The organism is Caballeronia sp. BCC1704 (assembly GCF_902833455.1).
In the GTDB taxonomy this organism is placed as follows: domain Bacteria; phylum Pseudomonadota; class Gammaproteobacteria; order Burkholderiales; family Burkholderiaceae; genus Caballeronia.
Window position 1 is genome coordinate 1,861,528 of record NZ_CADFFT010000001.1, and the last position, 15,523, is coordinate 1,877,050.

Annotated in this window: 17 protein-coding genes; 12 read left to right on the forward strand and 5 right to left on the reverse strand. The window is 65.1% G+C overall.

Annotated features, from left to right (window positions below; translation table 11 throughout):
• Positions 1-633 precede the first annotated feature (633 nt).
• The gene (gene tehA, locus HWX53_RS08695) at positions 634-1,641 is read right to left on the reverse strand and encodes a dicarboxylate transporter/tellurite-resistance protein TehA (RefSeq protein WP_175940350.1); all 1,008 of its coding nucleotides are present in this window, start codon (positions 1,639-1,641) and stop codon (positions 634-636) included.
• An 83-nt stretch (positions 1,642-1,724) separates the two neighbouring features.
• On the opposite strand from tehA, the gene HWX53_RS08700 reads away from it, so the two are divergent.
• The 3 genes from HWX53_RS08700 to HWX53_RS08710 all read left to right on the forward strand — a co-directional run bounded on the left by HWX53_RS08700 (position 1,725) and on the right by HWX53_RS08710 (position 2,760).
• Positions 1,725-2,153, forward strand: coding sequence for a hypothetical protein (locus tag HWX53_RS08700; protein WP_241269861.1), 429 nt, complete (start codon positions 1,725-1,727; stop codon positions 2,151-2,153).
• A gap of 134 nt (positions 2,154-2,287) precedes the next feature.
• Positions 2,288-2,488: a hypothetical protein gene (locus tag HWX53_RS08705; protein ID WP_175940351.1), complete on the forward strand. Its 201-nt coding sequence runs from the start codon at positions 2,288-2,290 to the stop codon at positions 2,486-2,488.
• A 77-nt stretch (positions 2,489-2,565) separates the two neighbouring features.
• Positions 2,566-2,760, forward strand: a complete 195-nt coding sequence (locus HWX53_RS08710) for a hypothetical protein (protein ID WP_175940352.1) — start codon at positions 2,566-2,568, stop codon at positions 2,758-2,760.
• Between the two features lie 14 nt (positions 2,761-2,774).
• Here the strand turns inward: HWX53_RS08710 and HWX53_RS08715 are convergent, their stop codons facing one another.
• On the reverse strand, positions 2,775-4,253 hold the full coding sequence (locus HWX53_RS08715) for an NCS1 family nucleobase:cation symporter-1 (RefSeq protein ID WP_175940353.1): 1,479 nt from the start codon (positions 4,251-4,253) through the stop codon (positions 2,775-2,777).
• Between the two features lie 207 nt (positions 4,254-4,460).
• Here HWX53_RS08715 and HWX53_RS08720 point away from each other — a divergent pair, with 207 nt between their 5' ends.
• The 5 genes from HWX53_RS08720 (at position 4,461) to HWX53_RS08740 (ending at position 8,994) form a co-directional block, all read left to right on the forward strand.
• Complete coding sequence (locus HWX53_RS08720) at positions 4,461-4,664, forward strand: hypothetical protein (RefSeq protein ID WP_175940354.1); 204 nt, start codon at positions 4,461-4,463, stop codon at positions 4,662-4,664.
• A 103-nt stretch (positions 4,665-4,767) separates the two neighbouring features.
• The gene (locus HWX53_RS08725) at positions 4,768-5,679 is read left to right on the forward strand and encodes a YihY/virulence factor BrkB family protein (protein WP_175940355.1); all 912 of its coding nucleotides are present in this window, start codon (positions 4,768-4,770) and stop codon (positions 5,677-5,679) included.
• Positions 5,680-5,771: 92 nt separating this feature from the next.
• A complete protein-coding gene (locus HWX53_RS08730) occupies positions 5,772-6,638 on the forward strand; it encodes a DMT family transporter (RefSeq protein WP_175940356.1) in 867 nt (288 codons plus the stop codon).
• A gap of 483 nt (positions 6,639-7,121) precedes the next feature.
• The gene (locus HWX53_RS08735; RefSeq protein ID WP_175940357.1) at positions 7,122-7,862 is read left to right on the forward strand and encodes a hypothetical protein; all 741 of its coding nucleotides are present in this window, start codon (positions 7,122-7,124) and stop codon (positions 7,860-7,862) included.
• Positions 7,863-7,941: 79 nt separating this feature from the next.
• The gene (locus HWX53_RS08740; protein ID WP_175940656.1) at positions 7,942-8,994 is read left to right on the forward strand and encodes a GGDEF domain-containing protein; all 1,053 of its coding nucleotides are present in this window, start codon (positions 7,942-7,944) and stop codon (positions 8,992-8,994) included.
• A 27-nt stretch (positions 8,995-9,021) separates the two neighbouring features.
• Here HWX53_RS08740 and HWX53_RS08745 read toward each other — a convergent pair whose 3' ends face one another.
• Complete coding sequence (locus HWX53_RS08745; protein WP_175940358.1) at positions 9,022-9,933, reverse strand: recombination-associated protein RdgC; 912 nt, start codon at positions 9,931-9,933, stop codon at positions 9,022-9,024.
• 166 nt (positions 9,934-10,099) lie between these two features.
• Here HWX53_RS08745 and HWX53_RS08750 point away from each other — a divergent pair, with 166 nt between their 5' ends.
• Entirely contained in the window at positions 10,100-10,417 is a 318-nt protein-coding gene (locus HWX53_RS08750) for a hypothetical protein (protein WP_175940359.1), read from the forward strand.
• Between the two features lie 62 nt (positions 10,418-10,479).
• On the opposite strand, the gene HWX53_RS08755 is transcribed toward HWX53_RS08750, so the two are convergent.
• A complete protein-coding gene (locus HWX53_RS08755; protein ID WP_175940360.1) occupies positions 10,480-10,638 on the reverse strand; it encodes a hypothetical protein in 159 nt (52 codons plus the stop codon).
• Between the two features lie 72 nt (positions 10,639-10,710).
• Complete coding sequence (locus HWX53_RS08760) at positions 10,711-11,538, reverse strand: DMT family transporter (RefSeq protein ID WP_175940361.1); 828 nt, start codon at positions 11,536-11,538, stop codon at positions 10,711-10,713.
• Between the two features lie 153 nt (positions 11,539-11,691).
• On the opposite strand from HWX53_RS08760, the gene HWX53_RS08765 reads away from it, so the two are divergent.
• The 3 genes from HWX53_RS08765 to HWX53_RS08775 all read left to right on the forward strand — a co-directional run bounded on the left by HWX53_RS08765 (position 11,692) and on the right by HWX53_RS08775 (position 14,645).
• Positions 11,692-13,086 (forward strand): selenium-binding family protein, encoded by a 1,395-nt coding sequence (locus HWX53_RS08765; protein ID WP_175940362.1) that lies wholly within the window; start codon positions 11,692-11,694, stop codon positions 13,084-13,086.
• A 22-nt stretch (positions 13,087-13,108) separates the two neighbouring features.
• Complete coding sequence (locus HWX53_RS08770) at positions 13,109-13,759, forward strand: hypothetical protein (protein WP_175940363.1); 651 nt, start codon at positions 13,109-13,111, stop codon at positions 13,757-13,759.
• Positions 13,760-13,955: 196 nt separating this feature from the next.
• Positions 13,956-14,645, forward strand: coding sequence for a methyltransferase domain-containing protein (locus tag HWX53_RS08775; RefSeq protein ID WP_244140017.1), 690 nt, complete (start codon positions 13,956-13,958; stop codon positions 14,643-14,645).
• Positions 14,646-15,523 lie beyond the last annotated feature (878 nt).

Below are 15,523 nucleotides of genomic sequence, written 5' to 3' on the forward strand. Positions count from 1 at the left end.
TCCAACGCAGACTTCCGACAGCAGCCCGCCAATGAAGTATTTCAGCGCGCAGGAAGATGGGCGTGGCGGGCGGCGTTTGCTGCCATCCACCAATCGACGTTCATCATCGCCATTTCGCCTGCCTTTGCCTTGCCCCTTGGGGACCATCGCCCCTTGTTGGGTAGTTCGCTCGCAACGCCGAGTTCCGACATTACCCCTGCACTGACGCCTATGGGTTGGGGTGCACAAAGCCGGACTCAGCGGGCGTCGATTGCTGTTTGCCCTCTAACGGGTTCTGACTTCTCGCCTTTAGCCTTTCGCATTCGGCATGCGGCATTCTGCATGCCATTGACCTTCGCTTTCCGGGGTTTGCCGCCCCTATTAGATCAGTTCACTCCAACGGAAACGGCCGGCGCCAACCCGCGACCGAGCCTATGGATTGAGGGTGCGCGAGGCTGGGCGTAGCGGGCGGCGTTTATCGGTGCGCTTAACGGCTCTGCTTCTCGCGATTGGCTTTTGGAATTCTGCATTCGGCATTTAGCATGCCTTCGACCTTTCCCGTTTCGCGTTCGCCCTCGCCACTTCGAACAACTCACTCCCCACAAAGAAGCCCTCCACCAACTTCCCACCGCCGACAACCGCCGCCCGCCCACGTCACGCCTGCGTCGCCTGCGTCGCCTGCACCGGCACTACCGGAACCACCGGCACCAGCCGCCCTTGCAAACCCGCCCGCACCGTTCCAGCAATCAGCCCCGCGATCACCACGTTCGCCACGATAAACGAAGCCAGCGCGATCCATTCCACCGGACCCTGCGCGCCGCGCTCGAGCATGCGGATGGCCATCGTCGGCAACGCGGCCACGCCGAAGCTGAACGCCCAGTACGAAGGCGCAAACGCGCGCTGACGGATCCACGGCACGAGGCGCGTCAAAATCAAAGCCTGATAGAGGCCGTAGCCGAGCAGCATGTACGCGAAGACATCCGGCACCCCGTGCGTGATCGTGAGATACGACACGCCTCCCACCACCGGCGGCGCGAGCTGGATGCCGAGCGTCGGGCGCAGCGCATCGGCGAGCGGCTCGTGCACGGCGGCGCGATGAAGCAAAATCGATTCGATCGCGAGCCACGAAAACACGCCCGCGCCGAAGAACAACGCGCCGATCTGCGTCCAGCCAAAAGCCGCGGCTCCCGTGCCCGCGACGAAGCTCGGCGCGACAGTCGGCAGATACATCGCCGGAGTCGTCAGGTCGGGCTTGCGGCCGCCTTGCCAGAAGCGCCCGTGCAGGAACGCCCCGAGCGCGAGCTGGCTCGCGACGCCAACGACGAACAGCCCGACCGCGAGTTCGCGCGATACGGCTTGCACCGCTTGGGCGGCGAGCATCGTCGATACGGGAACGAGCGCCGCAAACGACGACTGCACCGGATGCCGCATTTCCGCGACGGCCTCGTCGCGCTGACTCAGCCACTTGCGGCCATAAGCGACGAGAAGCGCGATCCATACGACGAGCGCGCCCGCCGTCAGCAAGTCCGGCACGGCGTGCGGAACATGCCACACGCGAGCAGCCGCGCGCCACGCACCGGCCAGCGCCAGCGCGCCCACTGCGATGCCGAAGAACGCCACCGGCATCGAGCCGGGACGAGTAGCCGGTTGATTCTTGTCCATTGCTTTCTCCTTTTCGGATGACAGAAGCGCGCGGTTGCGTGCTTCGTCGTTGGAAAGCTTAGTGGCGAGGGCCGGCGGCGCGAATGTCGCAACGTCTCGTTCGGCTGCTCGATCGTCTCAGACTCGCGATGCTGCGCGGCCCCAAACTGCGCGTAACATTCACCCCATCATTCTCGCGAGGAAACGGCACGATGGCATATCGCATTGCACGCACGCTCGTCACCCTGGTCCCGCTCGCGCTTGCCGCCTGCACCGGTCCCGTCGAATTCTCGGCAGGCGGGAATCCGCCGCCTGCCAGCGAATCCGTCAAAGCGGACTTCAGCGGCATGGACCGCGCGATGGACACCTGCAAGGCCTCGTCGCGCAAGGCGGGCCCCGGCCGGTGCGCGCAGGTTCGCGCCTATGAGGCGTGCATGAAGACGCAGGGTTACATCACCGTGCTGGGTCCGGAGAATCCGCCGAATTGCGGACAACCCGACTGGGAACAGGATGTCCGCCGCTGGCTAAAGTGATTCAGGGCGAAAGTCACCGCAGCGACGACGGCCATATGAGGACGTCCGGCATGACGGGGGCTCGTTGGAGCAAGGACTCACGATGGCAGCGGGCCGCTGCCTCCGGCTCGCGCGCAAGCACTCGAACTCTGTCGATGAACATGTGCAGCACGGCGACATTCACGTCGTCGGCCTGCAGCGCCTTGGCGATGTCGAGTAAGCGCGCCGTTCGCGTCAAGTACGCCGAGCAACGCTGCCTCCAGCTCACGCGCAAGCACTCGAACTCTTTCGGCAAACATGAGCGGCACGGCAACATTCACGTCATCGGCCTGCTGCGCCTTGGTGATGTCGAGTGAACTCGCCGTTCGCATCAAGTACGCCGCGCAACGCTGCCTCCAGCCCACGCGCAAGCACTCGAACTCTGTCGGCAAACATGAGCGGCACGGCAACATTCACGTCATCGGCCTGCTGCGCCTTGGCGATGTCGAGTAAGCGCGCCGTTCGCATCAAGTACGCCGAGCAACGCTGCCTCCAGCCCGCGCGCAAGCACTCGAACTCTGTCGGCAAACATGAGCGGCACGGCAACATTCACGTCATCGGCCTGCAGCGCCTTGGCGATGTCGAGTAAGCGCGCCGTTCGCATCAAGTACGCCGCGCAACACGCATGAAGACGATATAAAGCAACGCCCCCGCCACCGCGCCGATCAGCCAGCCGAGGTTGTTCGCGGGCAGCGCCTTGAGCAGTTGCGTCGACAGTTCCCAGCCGACCGAGATCACGCCGGACACGATCAGCGCCGCGAGCCCGACCTTGTTCCAGCCGCCGTCGTAGTAGAAGCGCGAGCCGGGCTGCATGGTGTACAGCTCGGCGGCGTTCACGTGCTGACGCTTCACGAGGTAATAGTCGGCGATCATCACGCCATAGAGCGGCGCGAGGACCGCGCCGAACACCGACACGAAAATCGTGATCGCCTTCGGGCTATCGACGAAGATCCACGGACACACGACTACCGCGAGCACCGACGCGATCAGTCCGCCCTTCTTGAAGTCCACGTGCTTCGGGAACAGATTGGCGATGTCGTAGGCCGGCGATACGAAGTTCGCGACGATATTGATGCCCATCGTCGCGATCACGAACGTAATGCTGCCGACCGCCACCGCGAGCTTGTTGTCGATGCGCGAGACGATCTCGACCGGGTCCATGATCATCGCGCCGAATACTTTCTCGCTGCCCGCCGTGACGATCACGGTGATGATGGCGAACGCAATGAAGTTGAACGGCAGGCCCAGGAAATTGCCGATCTTCATCTGTCGCTCGCTCTTCGCAAAGCGCGAGAAGTCCCCGAAATTCAGCAGCAGTGCGGCGAAATAGCTCACGACGAGCAGAATGGCGTTCACCATCGCGTGCAGTTGCTCGTCGCCCGGCAGCACCTTTCCCGAGAGCGTGAGGTTGAGGCTGCCGAGCCCCGCGCGATACAGAATCCATCCCATCAGAAAGAACATCACGACGTACACCGCCGGCCCGCAAAAGTCGATGAACTTGCGGATGATCTCCATGCCACGCTGAAAGATCACGAGTTGCAGCAGCCACATGAAGAGAAAGCTGACCCAGCCGAGCATGTCGAGCCGCAGAAAGCTCGAATCGCGCAACGCCACGGCCGACGGCACGAAGAGCAAGAGCAGCGTGGCCACCGCCTTCGACGCGAAGTACGTCTGCACGCCATACCAGACAATGCCCACGACGCCGCGAATCAGCGCGGCGAGGTTCGCGCCCATCACGCCCATCGAGACGCGCGCCATCACGGGGAATGGAATGCCGTGCACGAGGCTCGGCTTGCCGACCCAGTTCATCAGCACATAGACCACCAGAATGCCGATGGTCATCGCAAGCAGGACCTGCCAGCCCGAGAGCCCGAGCAGAAAGAGGCTCGCCGCGAAGGTGTAGCCGCCGACGCTGTGCACGTCCGACATCCACATCGCGAAGATGCTGTAGCCGGTCCATGTCCGCCGCGCTCGCGGCACGGGCGCGAGGTCGTGGTTGTAGAGGCGCTCGTCGGCGTCGGCGACGTCGACATCGGCGCCCGGACCGAGAGCGGAGGTATTCGCGACGTGCGAAGCTGGCATGATCGTCCCCTCTGTTCAAAGCGTCGAGCCGCGTTGAGCAACGTTGGGTAGCGTTGCCTGCCACGCAAACGGCCGACAAATGAAACTGCGATGGAGATGCGAATCGCCAGATCCGGGGAGAAAGCGCGCGGGCCCGGCCACGACGGGCGCGCGCCCGCCGTTACAGAGAGATTAAAGTAAAACGGCGCGCTTGCCGATATGCGGGGCATGAGAAAAAAACGCCTTCCCGCCCGCGATGTGAATCTCGCCTTCGCCGCCGCCGCCGAAGCCCTCGCGCTCATCTGCCGGTTGCGCCGCATCGACGCGGCCGATCTGCCGGCACAGGACGTCGATGCGCTGCTCGACATCGCGTTCGAAGAAGCCGCGCAGCAAGCCGCCGCACGCCGCACGAAGGCGCATCGCGCGGGATAAACCGCGCTTCGGGCGTGCAAGTTGCTTGGCGGCTTGTCGTCCCGTCGCCCTGAACATGGGGCTGGCCATCGTGCGAGGGCCGCACACGCGCCGCGGAGGTTCCATGTCGAAGATTCTCGGCCCCGTGCTCGGGCCACAGATCAAAAGCGTCGCGCGCCATCCGCTCGGATTTCTCACGCGGACGGTGAAGGCGTTCCGCGCGAATCAGGGCATGCTGCTCGCCGGCGCGGTGGCGTATTACGCGCTGCTTTCCATCGTGCCGCTCCTGATTCTCATCGTGATCGTGCTGTCGAAGTTCGTCGGTCAGCAGGAGTTGCTGGACACGCTCGCGCATCTGCTGGAATGGCTCGTGCCGGGACAGGCGCGCGCCATCGTGCGCGAGCTCGCCAATTTTCTGACGCATCGCGCGGTGATCGGCTGGCTGCTTCTCGTCACGATGATCTTCTTCAGCTCGCTCGCCTTCACGGTGCTGGAAAACGCGATGTCGGTCATCTTCGTGCACCGCGTCGCCATTCGACGGCGCCACTTTCTCTGGTCCGCGCTGCTGCCGTACTGCTACATCCTCTTTCTCGGCGTGGGCATGCTGATCGTCACGCTGGTGTCGAACGGCCTTCAGGCAATGGGCGATAACAGCGTCACCCTGCTCGGCTTCGAAGTCTCGCTCAAGGGCGCGTCGCGGCTGCTGCTGTATCTGCTCGGCGTGGCGGGCGAGGTGTTCGTGCTGACGTCCATCTATCTCGTGATGCCGGTGGGCCGGCCCTCGTTCAGGCTCGCGCTGCTCGGCAGCATCACCGCCGCCCTGCTCTGGGAAATCACGCGCCACGTGCTCGTCTGGTACTTCGCGACGCTTTCGCAGGTGAGCGTGGTGTACGGGTCGCTCACGACGTCGATCGTCGTGCTCTTCAGCCTCGAAGCGCTCGCGACGCTGCTGCTCTTCGGCGCGCAGGTGATCTCGGAGTTCGAGCGTTTCGGCTTGCCGCAGCCGGAGAAGCCGCCCGCCTTTCGCACCGACTGACACGCCGACTGACACACCGACTGACGCACCGCGCGATGCCCGCGCGGCACGGTTGGAATACATTGGGCGCGTTGCCATCGCCGGGACTTTCGATGGACGAAGCCTATCCCGATGCGTCGTCGCCAGCGCGCACCGCCACGCTCGCCGCGCTCGCGATGCTCGCGTTCGCCGGCAATTCGCTGCTGTGTCGCCTGGCGCTGAAGGGCACCAGCATCGATGCCGCGACGTTCACGTTCGTGCGCATCGCGTCGGCGGCGCTCGTGCTGTGGCTGATTCTCGCGGCGCGCGGCGGCCATGCGCGGCGCGCCGGAAGCTGGGCGTCGGCCGCGATGCTCACGCTCTATGCGGTCGCCTTCTCCTATGCCTATGTCGCGCTGTCGGCCGGCGCGGGCGCGCTGCTGCTCTTCGGCGCGGTGCAGGCGACGATGATCGGCTACGGTCTCTTTCGCGGCGAACGGCTTACCGCGCGTCAATGGCTCGGCCTGACGCTCGCGCTCGCCGGCCTTGTCTGGCTCGTGCTGCCGGGACTGGCCGCACCGCAGCCTTTGTCATCGGCGCTGATGGTCGTCGCGGGTGTCGGCTGGGGCGTGTATTCGCTAAGAGGCCGCGGTCTCGCTGATCCGACCGCCGCGACCGCCGGCAATTTCCTGCGCGCGTTTCCCATCGCGGCGGCGGTTTTCGCGCTCGCTTACCGGCACGCGACGTTCGACGCCGCCGGCTTCGGCTATGCGCTGGCCTCGGGCGCGCTGACGTCGGGACTCGGATACATCATCTGGTATGCGGCACTGAAGAAGCTCGAACCCGCGACCGCCGCGACCGTGCAACTGAGCGTGCCGGTGCTTGCGGCAGGAGGCGGCGTCGCGCTGCTCGGCGAGGCGCTCAGTGTCCGCCTCGTCGTCAGTTCGGTGGCGATTCTCGGCGGTATCGCGCTCGTCATCGCCAGTCGCCGAAAACGTTAGAATGAGCGGCGCTGCATGCATTCGCCGCTTCGGTCTGTGCGCAAGGCAACCAAGCGAAGCCTCGCTGATCTGAGGAATGGCGATTGCGGTCGGCTGGCCTACTCGATGCTACGGTAGTATTCGGTATTCGCGCGGTCACGTGCGGCAGCGTCATGCGCAGTGCGGCTTGCGGCCGGCAGCGCGCGTCGCGCAACACAGTGGCTACTGGCGATTGGCAGATTTTGCCGGCCTGCGGCAAGCCTTACATCGTTGCAGGCGGAACGGCCGGTTCTCCGCTTCCCGATGAGCCACGCTCGGGGCAACGCCGTCGAGATCGGCCGCACGCTTTTTCAGTTTGATTATTCATTTCGAATGACGCGCGCAGCGTAAGGGCTCACGTCCGCTTCGCTTACGCGCCTCATCCGGCTTCCTGCGGCGACCCGCGCACGAGCACGCGCGCGGTCGGTGTCCGCCGCTGATGTACATGTTCTGGAGAGCGCAGCCATGCCTCACCACGCTGAACTACCCGAAGAGCCGTTCGCTGGCGTCGCGACGCCAGCGAACGATCCTTCCGTACCGCTAGCCGCGTCCGAGACCGCGCCCGACTTCGACGACGATCTCGACGCGCCGCGCGCCCCCCTGCGCTTCGGGCGGCTCGCGCTCTGGATGGCGTCGGCGAGCGCGCTCGGCATCGGCGTGCTCGGCACGGTCGCCTACAGCATGTGGTTCAACCACGACCAGCGCGTCTATACGGAAGCGATGGCGAGCGCGCGCCGCACGCTCGGCATCGACCAGCCGGTGATCGCGGCCGGACCGCCCGCGCAAACGCTGTCGTCGGGCGTCGTGCAGGCACCACCGCCCACCACGAGCCTCGTCGCGGCGCACGCGGACACCACGGCACTCGCCGACAACCCGCCCGCCGACACATCCGGCACGACGAGCCTCGGACCCGTCGCGGTCGCGCCGGTGGCCACGGCCGCGACCGTCGCCGGCGCAGCGCAAGATGCGGCGTCGCCATCGCGAACGGCGGCGACTCCTGCGTCGCAGACGGTCGCGGCGAATCGCCCTAATCGCGGCGCAAGCGGCCAGGCGGTGCGCACGGCGCAGGCGAAAGAGGCCCGGCATCGAGCGTCGCGCGCCAAGGCCGAGCCGGGACTTTTTGCCCGCGTGGGCGCGTTCTTTCATCGAGTGAGCTATCGACGCAATGCCACATCCGGCCAGCGAGAGGAATATTCCCGTCCGTGAGAACGGCGCGACGCAGGCGCTGGCGGCGCGCGCCGCGCGTGTGTTCGACGAAGCCCGCGCGCAGGCCGGGCGGCTGCGCATGCCTGGCCCGGCGCCGATGGCCGCCGCCGCGCTGCTGTGTCTTCTGATCGGCCTGCTGTTTCTCGCGTATCAGGTGCGCGGCATCTTCTCCGCGCAGCTCGAGCAGGAATACGTCGGGCTCGTGCTTCAGGCCGTCGAGCGCGCGGACGCGGCGCGCGCTTCGTCGATCGCGCTGAAGGACGCGTCCGCCACCGACGCGCAGCATCGTGCCGCATACCGCGAGGCGCGCATCGAGTGGGCGGCTCGGCTCGCGAGCCTGCACGCGCTGATCGCGTCGAGTCCCACGCCCGCGCCCGCGTTGCCGCCCTCCGCGCTATCCGCGGCGGCGGACTTCAATCAGGCGAGCGCCGCGCTCGATTCCGCCGACGCCTACTGGCGCGAGCAACGCGATCGCGCGAGCAGCGACGTGCGCGCGCGCATCGTCAGCGTGTCGCACACGTTGATTGCATTAACGGCGGTCGTGTTCGGCGTGCTCATCACGGCGCTCGGCATGTATGCAAAACGCAATCGGCAGCTCGTCGGCATCTCCAGCGAATTCGAGCATGCGTCGCTGCACGACGCGATGACCGATCTGCCCAATCGCCGCAAGCTCTTCGCGGCGCTGGAGGAATCGGCGGAAGCGCTCGCCGACGGTTCGCAGGCGAAGCGCATCGCCGTGCTGTATATCGATCTCGACGGCTTCAAGCGCGTCAACGACACGCTCGGCCACCGCATCGGCGATGAATTCCTGATCGCCGTGTCGCGGCGTTTCCGGCAGACCGTGCGCAACAGCGATATCGTCGCGCGCATCGGCGGCGACGAATTCGCGGTGCTGGTCAGAGAGTTTTCGAGCGATCTGGAACTGGCGGCCATTGCGCAACGCATCATCCATTGCGTCGCGGAAACGGACACGCGCATGGGCTTGTCGCTCGTGCGCGCGAGCATCGGCATCGCGAGCTTTCCGGATCGCGTGACCGATTACTGGCGGCTCGTCGCGACCGCCGACGAAACCATGTACGCCGTCAAGCGCAACGGCAAGAACGGCTACGCGTTCGCGTCGGCGGCCTCATAACTCCGCTTTGCTGGGCGATCGCCCGCGTCAGGCCGCCGCGCGCAAGTCTTCTTCGCCGCCGAGCGCTTCGGTCAGCGCCGCGAAAAGGCGCGCGAGCTCGCCCGTCATCAGCAGGAAGTCCGATTCGAAGCGTTCGTCGTCGTTCGCGGCGGTGGGATCGGCTGCTTCCTTGATGACGTCGAGCGGGCTCACGCGCTTGAGCGTGAGCGACGGCGTGAGCACGAACGACACGCGGTCGTCCCAGGTCATCGCAAGACGCATGCACTGCTTGCCGGCTTCGATATGGCGGCGCATGTCCTCCGCTTCCAGCGCGTGACCGACGTAGCGCACGGTCGCATTGCCCTCGCCCGCCGAACGCAGTTCCGTGTCGCGATCGAGCGTGAAGCCCACGGGCGCGTCGCCCGTCAGCAGCCATTCCGTCATCGCCGAAACAGCCGAGCGCGCGACGCGCACGCTGGCGAGCGGCAAGTCCGTGACCGACTTCACCAGCAAGCCGATGATGTCGTCGGCGAGCGTGGCCGATGCCGCATCGATGGCGAGCCAGCCGTGCACCGGGTCGATCCACACGCGCGTATCGCGGCGAATGCTGAACGCGCGCGGCAGCAGTTCATCGGTCACCTGCTCCTTCAGTTCGCGCATCTGCTTGCGGCCCGGCTTGAAGCCCTGCTGCTCTTCGAGTTCCAGCGCGCGTTCCTTCGTGAATTGCGTGACTACCGACGCGGGCAAGAGCTTTTTCTCCGCGCGGTACGTGAGCAGCATCTGGCGATTCACGGTGTAGACGAGCGCATCGTCGCCGCGTGGCGAGACCCAGCCGCGCCGCTCGTTTTCGATGCTCGATGCATCGCTGAAAGCAAGCGGCGCGAGCCACTTCTGCATCTGATCGGGCGTGACGGTCCAGTGAACGGGAAGACGGTGAAGCTGAAGATTCTTGAACCACATGGCGGCGCTTTCGATGTTGTTCGGAAAAGCGGGCCATTCTATACGACGCATGCGGCGTGGCGCGAGCCGCCGGCTTCATGCAGAGCGACGCGGCGCATCCATCGGCAGAAACGGGGCTACACTGAGGGCGCTCGATCGCACGCGTGCATCGGGCGAGGAGGTTGGAATGATCGATCTAGACGCGAACCGCACGTTCCGCGGCCTACCGCTCACGCCTGAGCAGGACGCCGAAGTCAGACACTACATCAAGAAGAAAAAGCAGCGCGGCGAGCCGTGGAATACACCCGAATTGCGCGCGATGCTGCGCGACATGCTGGAGCCGCCCGACGAAGAAAGCGCGCTGGATGAAGTCGCGGACGATGACGCCCGCGCGGTGGCCGAACGGGCTTCGGCTTTCATCGACGATGTCATGGACCCGATCGAAAGCAGCGAGGAATGGCACGCGGCAATGGAAGCCGAAGCGATGAAAGGCCCGCGGCGTTGATATGCATGGTTGACCCGAGAAGCGCCGGCGTGGACCGGCGCCGTTCGCGTCCGCACGCTCGTTCAGTGCCTGCGATGCGTCCAGTCTCGCGGCGGATGCGTGTCCAGCCAGCGCGCTTTCGGCGGATGAATGTTCGGATGTTTGTGATGCATCACGAGAATCACGATGGCGCATAACACCACGACGACTCCCACCATCAAGCTGATCATCGGCTCGGTCATCGCAACCTCCTTCGGGCTCGAGGGGCAACGCTTTTATTGTAGGTGCTGGCGTCGCTGCAAGACACGCGAATCTCATGCGCCGATGCACACCGCGCCCGCCGCGATCACGCAACAGGCCAGCAGGCGTCGCGCGGTCAGTTGCTCGCCGAGGAAGATGCGCCCGATGAGCGCCGCGAACACGACGCTGGTTTCGCGCAGAGCGGAGACGGCGCCCATCGCGCCGAACTGCATCGCCCAGATGACGATGCCGTATGCGGCCACCGACACGAGCCCGCCGGCCACGTTCTGCGCGACGGCGGCGGCGGGCGCGCGCAACGCATGCCGCCCTCGCAGCGCGACGAAAAGCGGCAGCATCAGCAGATAGAACGCGAACATCCACGCCGTATAGGAGAGCGCGTGCCCCGAAGCCCGCACGCCGATGCCGTCGATCACGGTGTAGACGGCAATGGTCGCGCCCGTGACGAACGCGGCCAACGCGCCCTTTCCCGACAGATTGCCGCGCTGCAACGCGAGCCATACGATGCCCGCCGACACCATCACGATACCCACCACGGGAAGCGCGCCCGGATGCTCGCGCGCGAAGAATGCCGCGCCGAGTGCGACGAGCATCGGCGAAGAACCGCGCGCGATGGGATACGTCGCGCCGAGGTCGCCGCCCTGATAGGCGCGCACGAGCGCCATGTTATAGCCGATATGCACGAGCCCCGACGCCACGATGCACGGCCATGCGCCGCTCGCGGGCAGCGGCAAGAACGGAATGGCCACGACGGACACGATGCCGATGCAAAGGCTCATCCACGTCATGGAGAGGAAGCGGTCCGCGTTGCCGTGCAGCATCGCGTTCCAGGTCGCGTGTAAAAGTGCGGCGAAGAGCACGCAGCCGCCTACGTAGCTGAACATCCGTGGAACCGTCCTCTTTTGAGAAGTGCCCAGTCTAAGCCAGACGGGATTGCGACGCGACAGCTTTGTATTGCGCAATCCCTTATATGCGAGCCGCCGCATGCGCTCTAACCATGTCCTATAGTGCAGAGGACCGCATGAGGGAGACACGACATGGCGACATGGAAACCCGACCCGAGCTTCTACCCTTCCCCGCGTCTTGCTGCGAAGGCGCCCCGCGAAACGCTCGCCTACGTTGCGACGTTCGATCCCGAGCGCAAGAGTCCGGACAAGCTCGCCGTCGTCGATGTGGACCCGGATTCATCGAGCTATGCGCAGATCGTCGGCGAACTGGCGATGCCCGACGCCGGCGACGAACTGCATCACTTCGGCTGGAACGCGTGCTCGTCGTGTCTGTGCCCGAACGCGCCGCATCCGCATATGGAGCGGCGCTATCTCGTCGTGCCGGGACTGCGCTCGTCGCGGATTCATATCGTCGATACGAAGCCTGACCCGACGAAGCCGGTCATCGTCAAGACGATCGAGCCCGAAGAACTTGCCGAGAAAACGGGCTATACGCGCCCGCATACGGTTCATTGCGGACCGGGCGGCATCTATGTCACCGCGCTCGGCAACGCCGAAGGCAAGGCGCCCGGCGGCGTGCTGCTGCTCGATCAACAGAGCTTCGATCCACTGGGCCGCTGGGAAGTGGATCGCGGACCGCAGCAACTGGCCTACGACGGCTGGTGGCATCTCGGCTACGACACGATGGTCACGAGCGAATGGGGCACGCCCGACACCTTCGAAGAGGGCCTCGTGCCGGAACTGCTGCTCGGCGCGAAGTACGGGCGCAAGCTGCATTTCTGGGACTTCACGAAGCGAAAGCATCTACAGGAGATCGACTTCGGCGACGAGTATCAACTCGTCTTCGAACTGCGGCCCGCCCACGATCCGACCAAGGCGTATGGCTTCGTCAATTGCGTGATTAGCCTGAAGGACCTGTCTTCGTCGATCTGGACGTGGTATCGCGACAAGGACAAGTGGGCGGTGAAGAAAGTGATCGATATTCCGGCTGAGCCCGCCGATGCCTCGGTGCTGCCCCCGCTCTTGCAGGGCTTCGGCGCGGTGCCGCCGCTCGTGTCCGATATCGATCTCTCGATGGATGACCGCTTCCTCTACGTGTCATGCTGGGGCACGGGCGACATGCTGCAATACGATGTCTCCGACCCCTTCGCGCCGAAACTCACGGGCAAGGTCCGCATCGGCGGCGTGGTCGCGCGCGCGACGCATGCGGGCGCGAAGAACGGTTCGCTCAACGGCGGGCCACAGATGGTCGAAGTCAGCCGCGACGGACGACGCGTGTATTTCACCAACTCGCTCTACGGCGCGGTCGATGCGCAGTTCTACCCCGAAGGCATCGACGGATGGATGGTCAAGCTCGACGCCGATCCAAACGGCGGCCTCTCCATCGACGAAAAGTTCTTCATCGACTGGCCGAAGGGACACCGCCCGCATCAGATCCGGCTGCAAGGCGGCGATTGTTCTTCGGACTCCTATTGTTATCCTTGATGCTCACGTCGGACGTCATCACATGAATGCCGCCCCGCCCTCGCTCTGGCTCACGGCGGCGGGCCTCGGCGCGTTTCATGGCGTGAATCCCGCGATGGGATGGCTCTTCGCGCTCGCACTCGGTCTCTATGCGCATAGCAGGCGCGTGGTGCTGGTGTCGCTCGTGCCGATTGCGCTCGGGCATGCGGCGTCGGTTGCGCTCGTGCTCGCGGGCGTGCTGACGCTCGGCTCGGTGGTGGATCATGAGACGCTTGCGCGCGGTTCTGGCGTGTGTCTGATCGGCTGGGGCGCATGGCGTGCGTGGCGCGGACATCGCGGACGGCCGACGGTGGGCATGCGGACCGGCCTCGCGGGTCTCGCGCTATGGTCATTCGTGATGTCCAGCGCGCATGGCGCGGGCTTGATGCTCGTGCCCGCCCTGCTGCCGCTGTGCGGGGGCGGGGGTGCAAATGCAGGCGCGGCGGGCACGTCCTCGGCGGCTGCGTTCGAAGCCGGAGCGCTCGCGCTGTCGGTGCATACCGTGGCGATGCTCGTTGTGATCGCGGTCATTGCGCTGGCCGCCATGTCGCTGCACGAGCGTACTGGCCTCGCGTTCCTGCGCACGGGCTGGGTCAACGTCGACTGGCTCTGGAGTGTGGCGCTGATCGCATGCGGGATCTGGCTCTGGGTGTAGCGTGGATGCCGATTTTCGCAGCCCACCGCGATGGCGGGCGGCGGCAGAAGTTCGGCGTCTAACGCCTACCGCCGCCGATTGCACGAGGACGCGCGTCCCGGCAATATCGCCGAAAACGACGAATAAAAAACGCTGTGCTGCGCCAAGATACGGACCTGGCCGGTCCGATAAAAGTCATAACAACGGGGACTCTGTCATGCGCGAAATCTCGTACGAAGAACAAACCGTCAATTCGATCAATCCGCTCGCGCGCTTCGCCCATCGCGCGCGCATGACCATGGCGACCGAGCTCGTCACCGGTCTATGCCCCGCACGCGGAACCGTGGTGGACTTCGGCGCGGGACCGGGCCTTTTTCTGCATACGCTCGGCGAGTCGCGACGGGACGTCACGTTGATCGGCCATGACAAGTTCATGGCGCCCGCATTTGCCGAAGTGAAGTATGCGGAGTCGCTGGACACGGTTGCATCGCATAGCGTGGACGTGTTGACGGCCTTCGAGGTCTGCGAGCATCTTTATCCCCGCGAAGTGGACGCGCTGCTCGATGACGCCGCGCGAATCCTGAAGCCGGACGGCGCGCTCGTCATTTCAGTGCCGATCATGTACGGACTCGCGATTGCGCCGAAAGTGTCGAACTGGATGATCCGCAGCCGCACGCTCAAGTCCGAATACACGCCTGCCGAATTGCTCAAGTCGATGATTGGCATGCGCGTGAGCCGGCCGGCGAACCCGCGGACGACGCATAAGGGGTTCGATTTCCGCGAGCTTCGCAAGCTCGTGAGCGAGCGCTTCGTCTTGGATGCAGTGCATAAGAGTCCAGTGCCGCACGCGCCTTGGTGGGTTAGTTCGCAGTACTTTATGGTTTGCCGGGCGCGTGGGCGGGGTTGAGGGTGGTTGGTTGCTGGTTGCGTTGGTTCGGCGGCCGACCGGGCGTTCGACAAGGGTGTGCGTCAGTGGAAGGCAGTCATGCACACTGGGCGCAGTACTTTGGAACTGCGATGTCTCGAACTGCCGCGCGCGTTTCGAAGGTTCAGGTTGCGGGGAACACGCGTCGACGCGCTTTTTTTGCCCGCGTGCGCGTTGGTGCTGACGACTCCTTTCAGAAAGCGACGCGTGCAGGCACGGGTCGCTGCTCGAGGAGCGGCGGCTTCACACGCGCGCGAGGACAGGCGGCCGGCATTCTGCATGCAACGCGCCGCATGCGAAATGCGGGGTGCGGGCGAGGTTAAGGCATGCGGCCAACGCGCGTCGCGGAGCTTTGCTTCCGCTTCCGCTTCCGCTTCCGCTTCCGCTTCCGCTTCCAGAATAGCGGTGCCTTTAGGAAAGCAACGCTTCGACCCGCGCGTCGCTGCGGCCAGACGCGGGCGTATGTGTATGCGTGTGCGGAAGGGCTGCGGCCGGCATTCTGCATGCAACACGACGCACGCAAAATGCGGGACGCGCGATTTAGATAGAGGCATGCAGCCGACGCGCGTCGCTGCGGCTCAACGCGAGCGTCAGCGTCTGCGTATACGGAAAGGCTGCGGCCGGCATCCTGCATGCAACCCGCCGCACCCAAATGCGGGGCGCGCGGGTGAGGCTGAGGTAAGCCGCCGCCCGCGTCGCGGAGCTTTCCCGCCCGCGTCCGCTTCAAGGTTAGCGGCGCCTTCGAAAAGCAACGCTTCGACCCGCGCGTCGCTGCGGCTGAATGCGAACGACAGGCTATGCAACCGCGCACAGACTGCGGCCGGCATTCTGCATGCAACACGTCGCATGCGAAATGCCGC

Excerpts from the sequence above, each read along its gene's own strand:
- tehA (WP_175940350.1), bottom strand. The coding sequence starts at position 1,641 with ATGGACAAGAATCAACCGGCTACTCGTCCCGGCTCGATGCCGGTGGCG.
- HWX53_RS08700 (WP_241269861.1), top strand. The coding sequence starts at position 1,725 with ATGTCGCAACGTCTCGTTCGGCTGCTCGATCGTCTCAGACTCGCGATG.
- HWX53_RS08705 (WP_175940351.1), top strand. The coding sequence starts at position 2,288 with ATGAACATGTGCAGCACGGCGACATTCACGTCGTCGGCCTGCAGCGCC.
- HWX53_RS08710 (WP_175940352.1), top strand. The coding sequence starts at position 2,566 with ATGAGCGGCACGGCAACATTCACGTCATCGGCCTGCTGCGCCTTGGCG.
- HWX53_RS08715 (WP_175940353.1), bottom strand. The coding sequence starts at position 4,253 with ATGCCAGCTTCGCACGTCGCGAATACCTCCGCTCTCGGTCCGGGCGCC.
- HWX53_RS08720 (WP_175940354.1), top strand. The coding sequence starts at position 4,461 with ATGAGAAAAAAACGCCTTCCCGCCCGCGATGTGAATCTCGCCTTCGCC.
- HWX53_RS08725 (WP_175940355.1), top strand. The coding sequence starts at position 4,768 with ATGTCGAAGATTCTCGGCCCCGTGCTCGGGCCACAGATCAAAAGCGTC.
- HWX53_RS08730 (WP_175940356.1), top strand. The coding sequence starts at position 5,772 with ATGGACGAAGCCTATCCCGATGCGTCGTCGCCAGCGCGCACCGCCACG.
- HWX53_RS08735 (WP_175940357.1), top strand. The coding sequence starts at position 7,122 with ATGCCTCACCACGCTGAACTACCCGAAGAGCCGTTCGCTGGCGTCGCG.
- HWX53_RS08740 (WP_175940656.1), top strand. The coding sequence starts at position 7,942 with ATGCCTGGCCCGGCGCCGATGGCCGCCGCCGCGCTGCTGTGTCTTCTG.
- HWX53_RS08745 (WP_175940358.1), bottom strand. The coding sequence starts at position 9,933 with ATGTGGTTCAAGAATCTTCAGCTTCACCGTCTTCCCGTTCACTGGACC.
- HWX53_RS08750 (WP_175940359.1), top strand. The coding sequence starts at position 10,100 with ATGATCGATCTAGACGCGAACCGCACGTTCCGCGGCCTACCGCTCACG.
- HWX53_RS08755 (WP_175940360.1), bottom strand. The coding sequence starts at position 10,638 with ATGACCGAGCCGATGATCAGCTTGATGGTGGGAGTCGTCGTGGTGTTA.
- HWX53_RS08760 (WP_175940361.1), bottom strand. The coding sequence starts at position 11,538 with ATGTTCAGCTACGTAGGCGGCTGCGTGCTCTTCGCCGCACTTTTACAC.
- HWX53_RS08765 (WP_175940362.1), top strand. The coding sequence starts at position 11,692 with ATGGCGACATGGAAACCCGACCCGAGCTTCTACCCTTCCCCGCGTCTT.
- HWX53_RS08770 (WP_175940363.1), top strand. The coding sequence starts at position 13,109 with ATGAATGCCGCCCCGCCCTCGCTCTGGCTCACGGCGGCGGGCCTCGGC.
- HWX53_RS08775 (WP_244140017.1), top strand. The coding sequence starts at position 13,956 with ATGCGCGAAATCTCGTACGAAGAACAAACCGTCAATTCGATCAATCCG.